Annotated in this window: 17 protein-coding genes; 6 read left to right on the top strand and 11 right to left on the bottom strand. The window is 34.9% G+C overall.

The genetic code is table 11. The features are described 5' to 3' along the window. Positions 1–22: 22 nt before the first annotated feature. Positions 23–1291, top strand: a complete 1269-nt coding sequence (locus tag ACL9RH_RS13225; protein ID WP_422693842.1) for a PP2C family serine/threonine-protein phosphatase — start codon at positions 23–25, stop codon at positions 1289–1291. 5 nt (positions 1292–1296) lie between these two features. Next, positions 1297–2808 (top strand): helix-hairpin-helix domain-containing protein, encoded by a 1512-nt coding sequence (locus tag ACL9RH_RS13220; protein WP_422693841.1) that lies wholly within the window; start codon positions 1297–1299, stop codon positions 2806–2808. A 96-nt stretch (positions 2809–2904) separates the two neighbouring features. Here ACL9RH_RS13220 and ACL9RH_RS13215 read toward each other — a convergent pair whose 3' ends face one another. From ACL9RH_RS13215 to ACL9RH_RS13180, 8 genes are all read right to left on the bottom strand, one after another. Then, complete coding sequence (locus tag ACL9RH_RS13215; protein WP_422693840.1) at positions 2905–3333, bottom strand: GNAT family N-acetyltransferase; 429 nt, start codon at positions 3331–3333, stop codon at positions 2905–2907. A 51-nt stretch (positions 3334–3384) separates the two neighbouring features. Next, complete coding sequence (locus ACL9RH_RS13210; RefSeq protein WP_422693839.1) at positions 3385–4167, bottom strand: hypothetical protein; 783 nt, start codon at positions 4165–4167, stop codon at positions 3385–3387. Between the two features lie 36 nt (positions 4168–4203). Continuing rightward, positions 4204–4740: a hypothetical protein gene (locus tag ACL9RH_RS13205; RefSeq protein WP_422693838.1), complete on the bottom strand. Its 537-nt coding sequence runs from the start codon at positions 4738–4740 to the stop codon at positions 4204–4206. Between the two features lie 128 nt (positions 4741–4868). After that, a complete protein-coding gene (tyrS, locus tag ACL9RH_RS13200) occupies positions 4869–6068 on the bottom strand; it encodes a tyrosine--tRNA ligase (protein WP_422693837.1) in 1200 nt (399 codons plus the stop codon). A gap of 470 nt (positions 6069–6538) precedes the next feature. Further along, the gene (locus ACL9RH_RS13195; RefSeq protein WP_422693836.1) at positions 6539–7126 is read right to left on the bottom strand and encodes an NAD(P)H-dependent oxidoreductase; all 588 of its coding nucleotides are present in this window, start codon (positions 7124–7126) and stop codon (positions 6539–6541) included. Between the two features lie 75 nt (positions 7127–7201). Then, positions 7202–8020 (bottom strand): helix-turn-helix domain-containing protein, encoded by an 819-nt coding sequence (locus ACL9RH_RS13190; protein WP_422693835.1) that lies wholly within the window; start codon positions 8018–8020, stop codon positions 7202–7204. Between the two features lie 14 nt (positions 8021–8034). Further along, on the bottom strand, positions 8035–8529 hold the full coding sequence (locus ACL9RH_RS13185; protein ID WP_422693834.1) for a GNAT family N-acetyltransferase: 495 nt from the start codon (positions 8527–8529) through the stop codon (positions 8035–8037). Further along, the gene (locus ACL9RH_RS13180; RefSeq protein ID WP_422693833.1) at positions 8507–9127 is read right to left on the bottom strand and encodes a TetR/AcrR family transcriptional regulator; all 621 of its coding nucleotides are present in this window, start codon (positions 9125–9127) and stop codon (positions 8507–8509) included. Before ACL9RH_RS13180 ends, ACL9RH_RS13185 begins: the two co-directional genes overlap by 23 nt. A gap of 99 nt (positions 9128–9226) precedes the next feature. On the opposite strand from ACL9RH_RS13180, the gene ACL9RH_RS13175 reads away from it, so the two are divergent. Next, entirely contained in the window at positions 9227–9361 is a 135-nt protein-coding gene (locus ACL9RH_RS13175) for a hypothetical protein (RefSeq protein ID WP_422693832.1), read from the top strand. Then, positions 9361–9714: a hypothetical protein gene (locus ACL9RH_RS13170; RefSeq protein WP_422693831.1), complete on the top strand. Its 354-nt coding sequence runs from the start codon at positions 9361–9363 to the stop codon at positions 9712–9714. Before ACL9RH_RS13175 ends, ACL9RH_RS13170 begins: the two co-directional genes overlap by 1 nt. A gap of 113 nt (positions 9715–9827) precedes the next feature. Here the strand turns inward: ACL9RH_RS13170 and ACL9RH_RS13165 are convergent, their stop codons facing one another. Then, the gene (locus ACL9RH_RS13165) at positions 9828–12203 is read right to left on the bottom strand and encodes a TonB-dependent receptor domain-containing protein (protein WP_422693830.1); all 2376 of its coding nucleotides are present in this window, start codon (positions 12201–12203) and stop codon (positions 9828–9830) included. Between the two features lie 128 nt (positions 12204–12331). On the opposite strand from ACL9RH_RS13165, the gene ACL9RH_RS13160 reads away from it, so the two are divergent. Both ACL9RH_RS13160 and ACL9RH_RS13155 read left to right on the top strand, forming a co-directional pair. Continuing rightward, on the top strand, positions 12332–12907 hold the full coding sequence (locus ACL9RH_RS13160) for a Crp/Fnr family transcriptional regulator (RefSeq protein ID WP_422693829.1): 576 nt from the start codon (positions 12332–12334) through the stop codon (positions 12905–12907). Positions 12908–12966: 59 nt separating this feature from the next. Beyond that, positions 12967–13983 (top strand): NAD-dependent epimerase/dehydratase family protein, encoded by a 1017-nt coding sequence (locus ACL9RH_RS13155; protein WP_422693828.1) that lies wholly within the window; start codon positions 12967–12969, stop codon positions 13981–13983. Positions 13984–13993: 10 nt separating this feature from the next. Here the strand turns inward: ACL9RH_RS13155 and ACL9RH_RS13150 are convergent, their stop codons facing one another. After that, a complete protein-coding gene (locus ACL9RH_RS13150) occupies positions 13994–14614 on the bottom strand; it encodes a hypothetical protein (RefSeq protein ID WP_422693827.1) in 621 nt (206 codons plus the stop codon). 152 nt (positions 14615–14766) lie between these two features. Next, positions 14767–15240 (bottom strand): VOC family protein, encoded by a 474-nt coding sequence (locus ACL9RH_RS13145; RefSeq protein ID WP_422693826.1) that lies wholly within the window; start codon positions 15238–15240, stop codon positions 14767–14769. Positions 15241–15254: the final 14 nt, after the last annotated feature.

Genomic DNA, 15254 nt, shown 5'->3' with positions numbered 1-15254 from the left:
TTTAAAAAGTAAGATTTGCTTTATGAAAATACCTTCATTTTATTTCGGAAGTTCTAAAAAAGCCATGGAAAAAAACGTTGTTACTCAAGAAAAAGAAGAATTTAAAGAAGCGCATTGGGTATTAAAAAATGCAGTTTCCAACAAACCGTATCAGTTCAGTTTTGATATGGAAAACTTTCCGAACATTATCATTAAAAGTATCGGAAATCTTGAAGAAACCGGACTTGTATTAAAGGATAATACAATCTCTGGAATACCTTCTGCTAATACCATATATCATCTGGATATAGAATTCTATCACATCGCTGATCCAGAGCATATTGAAATCAAAAAAGTGGATCTTTTTGTGAATGCAGATCCCAAAGATTTATGGAAAAATATTCCGACAGATCCCAATACCGATTTTTATAAAATTGATGAAGCTTCATATAAAGGCAGTTTTTTAGACAAAAAGATCGTGGTTGCTTCCAAAAGAGGCCGTTCTCATGCTCATGAAGGTAAATTCAGAGAAGATGATTTTGCTGTAAATGAACTTTCTTCAGGCTGGAATATCATCTCTGTTTCGGATGGAGCAGGTTCGGCACAATTCGCCAGAGAAGGTTCAAGATTAGCGACAATTTCTGTAAACAAATTTTTCAGTTCAAAAGAATTACTGGATGAAATCGAACATGAAGTCTGTATTTATTATGCATCTGAATTCTCTCAGGATCTTCGTACAGAATCTGGCCAAAATATTATAAAACATTTGTACAAAGCTGTTGTGCACACTTATAGTATGTTGGAAAAGACTGCAGAGGAAAACAATTTTGTGATTAATGAGCTGAACGCCACTCTTATTTTTGCTTTGGCTAAAAAGTTCAGTTTTGGCTATGTAATCCTGACCTTTGGAGTAGGAGATTGTCCCATTAATCTTATCAATTCAGATTTCTCCGAAGTAAAACTGTTGAATCAAATGGATGTTGGTGAATTCAGTGGAGGAACAAGGTTTATTACCATGAAAGAAATTTATAATGAATCTGCTGTTCATCGTTTCAAAATTACCCGAGTGGAAGATTTTTCACATCTCGTATTAATGACAGACGGTATTTATGATCCTAAATTTGTTACAGAAAATAAACTTGAAAATGGAGAAAGCTGGAAAACATTTTTCAGTGATCTTTCAGGAAATAATGATGACGGTACCAAAGTAGATTTTACCAACGATACTACAATTGATGAACAACTCATGATGTGGACGGATTTCTGGAGCAGAGGGAATCACGATGACCGAACATTAGCAATAATTTATTAATTCCCATGAAAAGTACCATTAAAGTATTTTCCGTTCTTGATACGGCCAAATCTTATGAATACGTTGATGAAAGCCCCATTCAAGGTGGCGTAAAAGATGTGTATTTCTCTCCGGATAAAGAGTATGTGGTTGCTTTTTACAGAAATCCTTTGGATGAAGGCCAGAAAGAAAGGATCATGAGAATCGTCTCTACCTATCTGCAAAATATACAAAATGGAAACGCCGGAGAATACTTTCTGAACGAAATATTCAGATGGCCTCATGATATTGTAGAAAAAGGAAAACTGACGGGAATTGTGGTGCCGGTGTATCATAAGAAGTTTTTCTTCAGCAAAGGGTACATCGGTTCGGATAATATTCAAGGGCAGGATAAAGTGGGTAAATGGTTTACGGCTCCTATGTTCAGAAATCCACAATATCCTTTAAGGCTGGATCAATCAGAATTGGGTGACTGGCTGAGCTATTTTCAAATTACCATTAATATCAGCCGCGGAGTAAAGAAATTACATCAGATGGGACTTGCCCATTCGGATCTTTCCTACAATAATATTCTGGTGGATCCTGTTACAAAATCTGCCTGTATTATTGATATTGACGGATTGGTAGTGCCCAAATTATTCCCTCCCGAAGTAATTGGAACCGCAGATTTTATTGCTCCCGAAGTTTTAAAAACTCAGCATTTAAGCCTTCAGGATCCCGAAAGACATCTTCCCAACCAAAAAACAGATTTGCACGCTCTAGCTGTTCTTATTTATATGTATCTGCTGAGAAGACATCCTTTAAGAGGAGGCAAAATATGGGACCTGGATTCTGAGAAAGACGAAATCATCTCAATGGGTGAAAAAGCCCTGTTTGTGGAACATCCTAAAGATCCTTCCAATTATGTAAAAGCCGATCATCTTAGGAAATGGGATGCTTTTTGGGGAGATCCTCAGAAGATTTCTTATACAGTAACGGGGCCTTATCTTTCCGAACTGTTCAGAAAAGCTTTTATTGAAGGTCTGCATGATCCTATCAGACGTCCTACAGCCAATGAGTGGGAAGCTGCTCTTCTGAAAACAGTAGATCTTATACAGCCTTGTCATAATACGGGATGTAGAGAAAAATGGTATGTTTTTGATAATACGAGCAGTCCTAAATGTCCGTTTTGCGGAGCACCTCATCAGGGTACATTACCGGTTTTGGATCTTTATTTTAAATTTGATGATGAGGTATGGAAACCGGAAAATCACAGATTGATGGTATATCATAATCAGTATTTATTCAAATGGCACGTTTCCAGAAAAGTTATCCGAAATGAAAATCTGACTATGCAGGATAAGATGCCTGTAGGATATTTCACTTTTCATCAAGGGAAATGGGTATTGGTGAATCAGGCTTTACAGGGAATGAAAGATATTACAGAACAAAAGGAAATTCCTTCGGGGTCTATGGTAGAGCTAACGGATGGGAAAAAAATATTACTCTCCAGTGAAGAAGGGGGAAGACTTATTTATGTTACCATGGCGAATCAGTAAATAATTATTAAATAGATCAATAGGAACGGGCTTTAGCCCGTTTTCAATTAGATACATATTCAACGGCTTTAGCCAAAACTTAAATCATCGTCAATTCTATTGCTTTTCAGTTTCCATAAAATAAGAATTCTGATCTTCATCCACGATTCTGAAACCTAGACTTGTATAAAGATGTTGCGCTTTATTGGTTTTTAAGACACTTAATGACACTGTTTTTCCTGCTAATGAAGCTTCTTCTAGGATATCAGTCAAAATCTTTTTGCCCTGTTGAGCGGGATCGATCTGAAGCTGCAACACATCAATATTGGTGAATGTTCTGTTTACTTTTAACAGTCCTATGGGTTGGTTGTCTAAGAGAATAATTTGGGCTTTGTCAAACTCATACAGTACTCTCTTCAGGGTTGTTTCCTTGTCGGTAGAAAGCCCTGATACTTCATAATGAGGAACCATGGTTTTCGTTCTCAAATCAAAAAGGAAATCAAGATCTTTTTCGGTTGCTTGTCTGTAGGTAAGTGAAGTATTCATATTTTCTTGAATTCTAATTTCAGGCCAGATGATCAATCATTCTGGAAAAAATTAATAAGAATCTAAGATAACGATTCTGGGATTTTTTTCAACATTAATTCTCATCTTCATTTCAATGGCTTGTTTAAAAAACGAATAAGCATAATAGATCGTCTGTGCATAAGGACCTTTTTCATCAACGGAACAGTCTTTTATGAAATCACACTCACTTTCAATTTCTTTAAACAGTATGAGCTTATTTTGATAATCAGCCATGATATGCCGGATGACATCCTCTTCACTTTTTGTAAACTCATAATCATAACCGTCCATTTTTTTATCTAAGATCATTTTCATCAGTAGAATCATATAATCATTAAATTGTAAAAAATCTGTTGAATCTATATTAATACCGCCGTCACTGTGTCCTGATTCGTAATTTTCCAATTCATAAATAGGGAAATAATGAGTATAATTTCCATATTGAAACATATAGCTGGTACAAACCGTTGAGGTAGGAAGTTCATACAAAAGGATGAGCCCGTAACGGTCATACAATTCTTCAAGATATTTTTCTCTTATAGAATAATCTCTTCCTTCCCATTGCGAATACACTTCCTCAATGAGAAAAAGATCAATCTCAAACAGTTCATCAGCCGTTATGGTATTAATATCATTTTTGACCTTTTCTAACACTTTTTCAAAGATAACATTATAGGTGCCTATTTCTTTTTTTCTCTCACCCAAAAATGCTTTGAATGTTTTTGTATGAAAGGTTTTCTGCTGAAGATCCTCATAAAGAAAAGAAGAGGCTTTTGCCTTGTTAAACATATAAATTGAAGTATGTCTTCCCATAGATGAGTTTAAATAGGTCTTATCTAGTGTTTTTTATTAATCAAAGGTAATATTTCTCTGCTGGAAATAATTTTCATCAACAATCTCTTTTTCAATACGGTCAGGATACATGGTGATTTTTATAAATTCTTCATCACTGTAGAATCCTCTTAAAAGAAGCTCATTCCCAGTTATCTGTATTTGGGTGGTAAGATTTTTAAGAATGATTTCCTCGCAGTTCAGGGTTTGGATATTAAAAATAAATAATCTTTCTCTGTGCTTATCCTTGTATTTGATGATCAGATACTGTTCATAAAAATACAGGCGTGCATTGTTGTAAGGGTTATTGATAGGCGGTCTCCACGTAATCAGTGTTCTTTCATTTATTCTGATGTAAACTTGCTCTTTTCCTACTTCATTATATTGCCACCAGGCTAGAATACCGCGAGAGTTGACGGCAGTTTTATCAACGGATACCGAGTTTTCCGCTTCAAAATTATCTTTCCATACAATTTCTTCTTCAGTCATTTCGGTTTTAATATTGTTCATGAACAATTCTTCATCAATCAGATTGAGGATTTCAGCCTGCGTCATTATTGTCGTATTTAATAAAGACGAAGATATTGAAAATTATTTTCTCTTGATAAAAATAGCAAAGTGCATGGAAACAATTCAAACACTTTGCTTTCTGTTCTCCCTCGAAACTTTCTGATTGTAGAATTTTATATCAGTTTGAAAAACTTTCGTTTCCCCATCTTTATTTTGATTTCCTTTTCAATTTCAATCATCTTATCAGGTTCTGTTATTTTAACTGTGTCGATCTGAACACTTCCACTTTCAATAAGTCTTCTCACAGCCGATTTGCTGAGGTCATTTCTAAGCTGATGACAAAGTTCAAGAACTGTTGTTCTGTTATAATTAAGTTTCAATGATTGAATCGCAACAGGTTCAAAAGTTTTACTCTCAAAATTCTTACTTTGAAACTGATTATTAAAAAACTCTTCTGCGTTTTCAGCATCATCTTGATGATGGTATTGGCTGATGATGTTCTTGGCAATAAGTTTTTTAATATTCATGGGATTTTCACCCTTTTCCATTCTTGCTTTTAAACTCATCTTCTTGTTACTGGGAAAATCTGTAGCAAGATCAATGAATTCCTCAATAAGACTATCCGGAATCGACATCGTTTTTCCAAACATTTCATTGGGTTCGTCCGTCAGCCCGATAATATTGTTCAATGATTTGCTCATCTTTTCTTTTCCATCCAAACCTTTGAGTAAAGGCATACAGATTACAACCTGACCCGGTTTCTGATGTACTTCCTGAAGCTGCCTTCCCATGGTACAGTTGAAAAGCTGATCTGTGCCACCCATTTCAATATCACATTCGATGTGTACAGAATCGAAGCCTTGCAGAATAGGGTATATCAATTCGTGCATGGCAATGGGAATGTTTTCTGTAAATCTTTTACTGAAATCATTACGGTGCATCAACTGGGCGACTGTTACTTTAGAAAGCAACTGAATAACTTCTGAAAAACCAAGAGAATCAAGCCATTCAGAATTGAAGACGATTTTCGTTTTTTGAATATTAAGTACTTTGGAAAGCTGATTGATATAGGTCTCTGCATTATGCTGAACCTCTTCCGTACTTAATGGCTTTCGGGCCTTATTCTTTCCGGTAGGATCACCAATTCTTGCGGTAAAACTTCCTACCACAATGATGATTTGATGTCCAAGCTCCTGAAACTGTCTGAGCTTTTTAAGAACCACCGCATGGCCAAGGTGAAGATCCGGAGCAGTAGGATCAAAACCCAGTTTAATGGATAATTTTCTGTTTTCTTTGTCGGCTTGAGCGAGCTTTTCTTCCAATCCGTTTTCAGGAAGAATGATGGCCACGTTTTCTTTTAATGTAGGTATCATGTTATAAATTTTTAGAAATAAAAAAGCCCGGACAATTCTGTCCGGGCTCTATATATACGTTAGATTATTATTTTAATGGAATACAGATATAGAAGGTCTTCCCGAACGATAGCTCGGAGTGTAATATTCACTGAAGAATGGAAGACGTAATATGCTGTTTAAATGTTTCATTGAAATGCCAATGTAGCAGAATTTTCTGTAGATCCAATATTTAAACCACTAAGAGGTGTTGTAAGGTTATAACAAGATTTGTTTTAAAAAAAACTTAACCGTTTACGAATCTTAATGGTTTAAAATAAAGGTTCAAAACAATTTTACTTGCCATTTTTGAAGCTAATTTCATGCCATAAATTGGAGAATTCTAAAATAATAAGAACTGTATTTTATTATTTTTTTTATCGAGTTGTTTGCTTTTGCTGAAAAATATTTAAAATATTGATTTACAGTATGAATTTTATATAGCGAGGCTGCTAGTTGAAAATATGCTCCGAATACATATTTTTGATTTGCTCTTTCCAGATTTCCAGATTTTCTGATGATGCTTTATCTGCTTTGTCGAAAAAGAAATGTTGTAGAACTTCCAACCCGGAATAAATGAAAATACCATTGTCTGAAGTTAATGTAAGGGCTTTGTCCATGCCGTTTTGTTCATATTCTTCATGAGATTTTCCATGGGTATTGATGATAACAGCTTTTTTCCCTTTCAAAAGTCCTTTCTGTACTCCTTGATCATAGCGGTAAGCGAATCCATAACTGAAAACACGGTCTACATAGCCTTTCATGATGGCCGGAAGACCTGTCCACCAAATAGGATAAATAAAAGTAATCTGCTCTGCCCAGGAAATATGCTCCTGTTCCAGTTTTACATCGTCAGAAACTTTCCCGGAACGTTGTCCGTGCATATCATTTAAAGAGAGTACAGGATCAAATCTGATTTGATATAAATCACGGATGATAATTTCGTTATTCTGTGATTTCAGATGATCAGCAACAGTTGTTAGAATACTGTGATTTAAACTGTTTTCATTGGGATGGGCATAAATAATTAAATGTCTCATTGTTTGTATTGTTAAGATTAATGAGACAAAAGTAGCAGGATCCTCTTTTCAAAAATTGTAAGAAAACGAAACGGCTTATTTCGATGTCGGATTGCATATTTCCTGCTGGAATTTCAGATAACGTGAAGGAGACAGATTGAGAAAATGTTTAAAATCATGAATGAGCTGACTCTGATCATAGTAACCACATTCATCAATAATGGTAAACCATTTTATTTTATTCTGCTTTACGGTTTCTTCTTCAATCATTTTTACAGCTTTCAAAAAACGGTGATATCGTGTAAGCTCTTTCAACGAATAACCGAACTGCTCTTTTTGCTTACGCTGAATGTTTCTTTCTGTCTGATGAGTTTTTTCTGCAATCACTTTAACAGGATTCAGAAGATTATTTTCAAAAGAACTGAGAAGCTGACTGATAGCATCCTGATGCTGAAGATAAGGTTTACAGAATTCTAAAATATAATCGACCTTTTCTACTGGTGAGGTTATTTCTGTCAGTTGATGCCATAGTTGGGTGAAGCAGTTTTCCATCAGCAGATCATCTGGATGGCTCATCAAATTTTCAGTTGTGATTTTTCCAAAAAACCTGAAAAATGAGTCATCTTTAAAATTAGCCACAAGAATTGAACATTTTGCTGGTAATGTGTAATTAAAAGTCTGTCTTACGGGTCCGAAAACAATACATTTATCAACAAAAACGGTTGTTTTTTTCCGGGTAGACATCGAAGCATTTTCGCCAAAACAGAATAATAGAATGGTTTGATAGGTAGGAAGCAATGTTTTGGTGACTGACATTTCGGAAGTATTTTCAGCAAAATAGAAGTGAGTGAATACTTTTTCAAATTCCTGAGGAACTGAAATTCTCAACTCTTTATATTCCGGTAATAATTCCATTGTGAAGCTGTTTGTTATATCAGTTTTTTTATCATTTTATAATTGGTGAGGTGAACATTATTAACAGAGACTAACTGTTCTCTTAGAGTATGAAATCCCTTTTTTTCAAAAAATGGTTTAGCGGTTTTGCTTACATCCGCAGCCAGAGACATTGAGTTTTGCTCGATCGCTTTATCTTCAATCTGTTTATATAATGTAGAGGCAATTCTTTGTTGTTGATGGTCTTTGTGAATAAATAGCAAATCAATATAATTTCTTTGATCAAGAGTACAGAAACCTACAATTTTATTGTGTAATACTGCTACCAAAACATATTGTTCTTTAATTACTTTTAGCCATCTTTCCTCATTTTCAGCGCCTGATTTCCAGGCTATCCTTTGCTTTTCATCATAATCATTTCTACAGGTTGTCTCTATTGTTTCTGTGAACAACCTTCGCATTTCCGGCAGGTCATTTTCATGTCCTTTTCTGAAAGTAATGCGTTGATTACTTGATGTATTGCTGTTCATAACGTACTTGTTGCTCTCTGTTGAGAAGTGGATAAAACAGATTCATCTGCAGAAGTGTATAATGCTGTATGGCCGTATTTTGATCAAGCTTTAAAATTAATCTATTGTGACTAAGCCAGTTATCTGCGATGATGAAAATTTGCTCTGTGAGACATTCGATCACAAAATCGGGTATATTATTCTGAAAAACACCACTTTTCTGAAGATGGGAAAAGATTAGATAAAATTCCTCTTTCCTGTTACAATTAATACTTTCATACTGTGATTTTATGTCTGGTATTTTGTTCAGGATATCAACAAAATTGATGAATATAAAACGATAGGAATAAAATATATCACACGTTGAAAAAGTAAACTGATAGAGATCTTCCAGCGTTTTGTTTCCGCTTTTTTTCATTTGATTGAGCAAATCATCCATTTTCATTGTAAGTTCTGAAAAAAGTATCTTGATAATATCTTCCGAATGTTTAAAATGATAATGCAGATTCCCCGCACTGATGTTCAGTTCAGCAGCAATGCTCCTTGTTGTGATATTGTTGTATCCTTTTTCGTTAAACAGCTCCAAGGCTTTGGAAAGGATTTTTTCTTTTGTGTTCATCATTCAAAGATAGGAATAATAAGATGGGAATAAATCATATTTCCGAAATTAGAACAATTGTTCTAATTCGCTACATTTGTATTATCAAATCTTATCATAATGGAAGGGAAACAAAAGTTTGATTATCAGTCTGCGGAAGAAAACGGGACAAAAAAGGAACCAGATTTTCAGGAAGTGATATCAAAAGTTCTGCAGATACTACTCGGAATTATTATGGCAGTTCTTCATATGTGATGGGAAATAAAATTTCCTATTGTTTTTTGTTTGGATTAGCCGCCTGGGCAGGGATACTCCTGTTGAGGTGGAATGGTATTTATATTCCTGTTATCAATAATCATTTTACAGATCTTATTACAGTTCCGATGTATTGTTATCTGATAGAATATATTATGAATTTTTTATCGTATGATCAGTGGAAACCTGATTTGAAATTTGTACTGACATCTATTCTCTACCTTTCTTTTTTATTTGAGATACTTTGTCCTCAACTTTCTGATCGATTTACAGGAGATTTTTTAGATGTATTGGCTTATCTGGCTGGAGGATTGATGTATTATATTGTAAATCTAAAAAAGCTTGAACGTTAGTTATTTCTGATAAAGAAAATAAAAAGGCCGGCAGCTCCACATCGTTAAGGAGGCTGCCGGCCGGCGTTATAGTTTTTATCCTGATTCAAAAAAAGAGTTTTGAAGAAAGAGCTTTAGCTACCACCACCTGCTCTGTTGGATTCTTCAAATTTTACTTGCTTGGTAGCACCTTTCACATTGTTATTTCCGAATTTATAAGTAAGCGAAAGGTGAACATTTCTGGTGATACCTTTAAATTGATAATCAATATTATATGATGGGTAATATTCGATTCCTTTTTCACGGTTGGTATTTAAAATATCATTTACGTAAAGATTAAGGAGAAGTTTTTTATCCATGAAAGCCAGCTTCATTCCTGCATACAGAGATGCATTGGTATAATAGTACGTATTTCCGTTTCGGTTCGGAAGACTGCCCCATAAACCAAGCATCAGTGTTACCGTTTTTTCTTTGTTCAGAAAGAAGCTGTTGTCGATATTAAGATTCGCGCTATATCCTGCAGGAGCCGTAAGAATAGCCGGATCATAAGATTTGGATTTGGTATAGTATCCGTTAGCAAATACCGTAGATTCCAACCACTTCAGTTTATTATAGTTGTAGCTGATATTGATTCCTGCCTGATCTTCGTTATAGAAGTTTTTAGCAACCGTATACCTGTAATTGCCGTCTACCATCTGAATCCTATCCCAGTTATTCTTATTGTAGTTATAATAGAAGGTGATATTAAGATTGTTATTCAGTACATATCCAAATTCAAAATTGTCTGAGAATGATGGAAGAAGGTATGGGTTCCCTGTACTGTATTCATAATCTGAAGTATAATATTTGAAAGGGTTCAGATTGCCAAAATACGGACGTGAAATTCTTCGCGAGTAGTTCAGGGAGAATGCATTATTTTCGTTGGGTTTATAGCTGATATAGGCTGTTGGGAAAAATTTTCCGTACTTAATTTTTGCTGAAGTATTATCATTCATCGAAATTCCCTCCAATGTTGTGTACTCATAGCGAAGACCTGCTTTTGCATCCCATTTTTCATTGATTTTAAAATTGGTAGAGACATATGCTGCATAATTTTCTTCATTGTAGAAAAAAGTATTGGTTTTATCGGTATTCAGATCATATTGTCCGTTTTTCAGATCAAAAAAATTGAATTCAGAATCATTTTTAATTTTGGTATACTTTAATCCTCCTTCGGTTTTTACTTTACTAAAAGTTTTTTCCAGATCAGCCTGCCCGGAATAAATTCTGTATTTACTGATAGGATTAGCTAACGTAGTTGTTGTTTCCGAAGGGATGATAGTATTGGAAAGGTTTCTCGCATTCGAATTATTGATCATCATGTTGGCGGTAAGATTCAGCTTACCTCCCGTGCTGTCTAATTTCGCTTCATAAAAAGCCGTAGCGTTATGAACATCTCTGCTGTTTCTGTTTCTGAAATTGGACATGATATCCAGCAGTCCATTCTCATTGAATCTGGATGAGGTGCTTTCCGCTTTCTCTAAAGGATTGCTGTGAGAGTAATTATAATTGATCCCGGCAAGATTCTTATCATTGATCTTATATTCGGCTTTCATATTGCCGCTTTTGTACTTATAATTGTTCAGATTTTGGGTATCTCTGTTCCAGAAATCATTGTTGGTGGTTCCTTTCAGATAATTGTAAGTAGTATAATACCAGTAATTGTCTCCTACAGATAAATTGGTACTTAACGATAGTTTTTCCCCCTGATAATTAAACGTTGCTCCGCTTCTGGCAGAAACAGTAGGCCTTCCCCAGAAGTAATTTCCAGAGGTCTGAAGAGATCCGTTCCAACCCAGATTGGCATTTTTCTTAAGAATAATATTGATGAGCCCACTTTTTCCTTCTGCATCATATTTGGCAGGAGGAGTGGTGATCACCTCAATTTTAAGAATATCATCGGAACGGAGCGTCTTCAGATAATTGATAAGTTCCTGCCCGTTAAGGTTCAGAAGTCTGTCATTGATCATAACAGCAACATTACTTTTTCCGGCAATAGTTATCGCATCATCACTGGTTTTTACCATTGGCGTTTTGGCTAGAGCTTCTATAGCGTCAATTCCCTGAGAGGCTACAGAATTCTCTACATTGAAGACCAGACGGTCTACTTTTCTCTCGAATAATTTTTTCTTTGCAGTAACGGTTACTCCTTCTATTTTCTGTTCCGGAACAGGAACTTCATTGATCTGGATATCTTTTTTAGAATTTCCGCTAACTTTAATTTTTTCACTGTTGGTTTTTACCCCGTCTTTTATAATCTCAAGCAAATAATCTCCATCTTCTTTTAAAGGGATTTTAAACAATCCGTTTTCATCTGTAATGGCAGAAAATTTAATATCATTTTTTGTAATAAGAACCTCAGTTTCAGATATAGGCTTATTATTTTTATCGGTCACTGTTCCTTCTATACTTTGTGCAAAAATGAATGAAGAAGAAATAAGGCTTAAAAGAAAAATAATCTTTCGATTCATACTTAGTTTTTATACAAGACAATTATTTCTTGCGTCGTATTACATCGGTTTGCGAAAAAACTTTTTGAATTTCGTTAAAACTGAGATTTTCTTTTGATATTTTTGTAGCTGGTAAAATACTCAAATCTATGTATGACAAGCTTTTACAGTTTTTATGTTCCTGTCACAATTTTTCTCAAAAAGAATTAGAGCTGGTTCAGAAATATTTTGAGCCTGTAGTATTCTCGAAAAATAACATCATAGAAGAAGAAGGAAAGGTACCTCAATATCTCTATTATATTATTTCGGGATATCTCAGACTTTTTTACACGGATCAGAATGGTAATGAAATAACGACTCATATCAACTGTCCGCCAGGTTTTTTTACTTCCTATTCTGAGTTTATCAATGAAACTATTTCTGAAAATAATGTAGAATGCATTACCAATTGTGAACTGTTGAGAATTTCCAAACAGAATCTGGATTATCTTATTAGCGAAAGCCAGACGATGAAAGATTTTAGTATTTCCGTTTTCCAGCAGTCTATCATGTATAATGAAAATCGTTCCAAAGAATTGTCTGTCCTGAACGCAGAACAGCGCTACCTAAAACTGATGAGGGATTATCCTGAGGTTATTCAAAATGTTCCCATTCAACATATTGCTTCATTTTTAGGAATGAAACCGGAAAGTCTTAGCAGGATCAGAAAAAAAATAATTAACTAACAAATGTCAAGTGGTTCCAATGGCGGGTAAAAGAACTTTGTAGCATTAAAATTAATGCAATGACAAAGAATAATTTGAGCCTCGTTTCGGGAGCTAACGGACATCTGGGAAATAATTTAGTTAGGTTTTTATTGAAAAAAGGAATTCCGGTACGGGCGACCGTTAGAAATACTAATAATACAAAACCTTTTGCAGGACTGAATTGTGAGCTTGTTCAGGCAGATATTACAGACAAGGGATCTTTTGTAAAAGCACTTCAGGGAGTAGAAACATTCTATGCGGTAGGAGCTTCCTTTACATTATGGGCCAAAAATCCTAAGAAAGAAATTTATGATGTAAACATCAATGGTACCCAAAACACCATTGAAGCCGCAGCAGAAGCAGGAGTAAAAAGAATAGTATATGTAAGTTCAATAGCAGCTTTAGATTATACAAAACTTCCTGCCAAAGAAAGTAATGGTTATAATCCGGACAGAAGAGATATGTATTATAATTCTAAAAATGATGGGGAGAAGCTGGCTTTCGAACTCGCTTCCAAATTAGGGATAGAGCTGGTTTCCGTAATGCCATCGGCTATGATTGGCAGTGAAGCATTTTTACCCTTGAATGTTTCTTACAACGTTTTAAAACTTATTCTGAATAAAAAGATTCCTGTAGATACTAAAATTACCCTGAACTGGATTGATGTAAAAGATGTTGCAGAAGGTTGTTATCTGGCAGCAGAAAAAGGACGTTCGGGAGAACGGTATATTCTGGCCAATGAAAAATGTATGACGATCACGGATACTACAAAACTTGCCAACACACTTTTCTCGGAATTGAAACTGGAAATTCCGCGTGCCGTTCCCAAAGGTATTCTTTTCACTATTGCAGCTCTCATGGAGTTTTCAGCGAAACTTAAAGGAAAAGCTCCGATATTGACGAGAAAAGATGTTGCTGTGTTTTCAGGATTACAGCAAAATTTTGATATTTCCAAAGCAAGAAACGAGCTGGGTTTCAATCCCAAAAATCCTGAACAGGCGGTAAAAGAGGCTTTACAATATCTTATGACAAATCCTGAAATTCTAAAAGAATGATGAAAATCTTCTATTGCTCAAGTTTGATAATAGAACCTTTATAAAATTTGGTTAAATCATACAAATCCGTAAAATAATGCTGAAGATCAGGAAGAATTTTTCCGTCAGAATCTTCTACGCTGAATTGGTTTTCTGCCAATGTGTATAAGGGCTGGTAATCAGATTTCAGGTAATCGCAAAGTATATTCTGGCTACCCTGTTCTTTGCCGGAAAGTTCTGTCAGAAAAAGTCCGTAAATGATAAACTGATTGAAGCGCTGGGCATCCGTAATATAATCAAGATGCTGCTGAGAAAGTTTTTCGTAATTGGAAAGGATCTGTAAAAAGTTTTCAGCATGACTGGCAGTCGGGATTTCATAGAAAATATCAAGGCCATTAATGAATAGCTGTGTTTTTACTTCTTCGAAATCTGAAGGGTAGGTCGTGGCGAACCATGAGAAAATATGCTTTAGTTCCTCTTCGGTAAGTTCTTCTACGGAATCCTTTACTTTATCTCTTATCAGTTCAAGATGACTTTTGGCATTGGGTTCTAAGAATTTGAGAACATGATCTTCTTCACGGCAAAGCTTATTGTACAAATTAATTTTGGCAACATTAGGATTGGTTTTGATGAAAAAAAGTTCTTCTGCCATAGCGATTTACCCAATGATTTTGATGATAATGGTAACTAAAGATACAAAATATGATGTAAGTTTATTAAAAAAAATAGTATGTATTGAATTGTAATTGTAAAAATATCCTCTATTTGTTGTGATATCATAAGGAATATCCATGTTTTCTTCCATTATAAGACAGAAACAGTTTCATGCAGAGCAATTCTGTTTCCTTCAGAATCTTCAAATTCTGCCACAGCAAAACCGTACTTTTCATCAATTTTTTTAGGATAAAGAATTTTCCCGCCATTCTGGAGAACGGTACGCAATGTTTCATCGATGTTTTTAGTCTTAAAATAGATAATAACCCCATTTTTACTCGGTTTATAAACGTCCCCTTTGGCTAAAGCACCGGTAATTCCACTATTCTTTTCCTCAAATGGAAACAATGCCATTTCATACCGATCTATGATTTCTTTTTCAAATGTAAAGTTAAATACAGCAGAATAAAATTTTTCAGCACGGTCGAGATCATTCACTGGAATTTCAAAGTAGACAACAGGATTGGATGCATTCATATTTTTGATAACAGAGGATTTATTGGGTGTATCACAAGATACAGTAATTAGGAGATATGAGAATAAAAGGAAAGGTAAAATTTTCATCAACACAGGTTTTA

The organism is Chryseobacterium sp. Mn2064 (genome assembly GCF_049319685.1).
Classification (GTDB): domain Bacteria; phylum Bacteroidota; class Bacteroidia; order Flavobacteriales; family Weeksellaceae; genus Chryseobacterium.
The sequence above is the reverse complement of the archived record's forward strand: the minus strand, read 5'-3'. Positions and strand labels throughout refer to the sequence as shown.

Excerpts from the sequence above, each read along its gene's own strand:
- ACL9RH_RS13225 (WP_422693842.1), top strand. The coding sequence starts at position 23 with ATGAAAATACCTTCATTTTATTTCGGAAGTTCTAAAAAAGCCATGGAA.
- ACL9RH_RS13215 (WP_422693840.1), bottom strand. The coding sequence starts at position 3,333 with ATGAATACTTCACTTACCTACAGACAAGCAACCGAAAAAGATCTTGAT.
- ACL9RH_RS13195 (WP_422693836.1), bottom strand. The coding sequence starts at position 7,126 with ATGAGACATTTAATTATTTATGCCCATCCCAATGAAAACAGTTTAAAT.
- ACL9RH_RS13175 (WP_422693832.1), top strand. The coding sequence starts at position 9,227 with ATGGAAGGGAAACAAAAGTTTGATTATCAGTCTGCGGAAGAAAACGGG.
- ACL9RH_RS13190 (WP_422693835.1), bottom strand. The coding sequence starts at position 8,020 with ATGGAATTATTACCGGAATATAAAGAGTTGAGAATTTCAGTTCCTCAG.
- ACL9RH_RS13170 (WP_422693831.1), top strand. The coding sequence starts at position 9,361 with ATGGGAAATAAAATTTCCTATTGTTTTTTGTTTGGATTAGCCGCCTGG.
- ACL9RH_RS13180 (WP_422693833.1), bottom strand. The coding sequence starts at position 9,127 with ATGAACACAAAAGAAAAAATCCTTTCCAAAGCCTTGGAGCTGTTTAAC.
- ACL9RH_RS13155 (WP_422693828.1), top strand. The coding sequence starts at position 12,967 with ATGACAAAGAATAATTTGAGCCTCGTTTCGGGAGCTAACGGACATCTG.
- ACL9RH_RS13145 (WP_422693826.1), bottom strand. The coding sequence starts at position 15,240 with ATGAAAATTTTACCTTTCCTTTTATTCTCATATCTCCTAATTACTGTA.
- ACL9RH_RS13205 (WP_422693838.1), bottom strand. The coding sequence starts at position 4,740 with ATGACGCAGGCTGAAATCCTCAATCTGATTGATGAAGAATTGTTCATG.
- ACL9RH_RS13165 (WP_422693830.1), bottom strand. The coding sequence starts at position 12,203 with ATGAATCGAAAGATTATTTTTCTTTTAAGCCTTATTTCTTCTTCATTC.
- ACL9RH_RS13210 (WP_422693839.1), bottom strand. The coding sequence starts at position 4,167 with ATGGGAAGACATACTTCAATTTATATGTTTAACAAGGCAAAAGCCTCT.
- ACL9RH_RS13150 (WP_422693827.1), bottom strand. The coding sequence starts at position 14,614 with ATGGCAGAAGAACTTTTTTTCATCAAAACCAATCCTAATGTTGCCAAA.
- ACL9RH_RS13160 (WP_422693829.1), top strand. The coding sequence starts at position 12,332 with ATGTATGACAAGCTTTTACAGTTTTTATGTTCCTGTCACAATTTTTCT.
- ACL9RH_RS13220 (WP_422693841.1), top strand. The coding sequence starts at position 1,297 with ATGAAAAGTACCATTAAAGTATTTTCCGTTCTTGATACGGCCAAATCT.
- tyrS (WP_422693837.1), bottom strand. The coding sequence starts at position 6,068 with ATGATACCTACATTAAAAGAAAACGTGGCCATCATTCTTCCTGAAAAC.
- ACL9RH_RS13185 (WP_422693834.1), bottom strand. The coding sequence starts at position 8,529 with ATGAACAGCAATACATCAAGTAATCAACGCATTACTTTCAGAAAAGGA.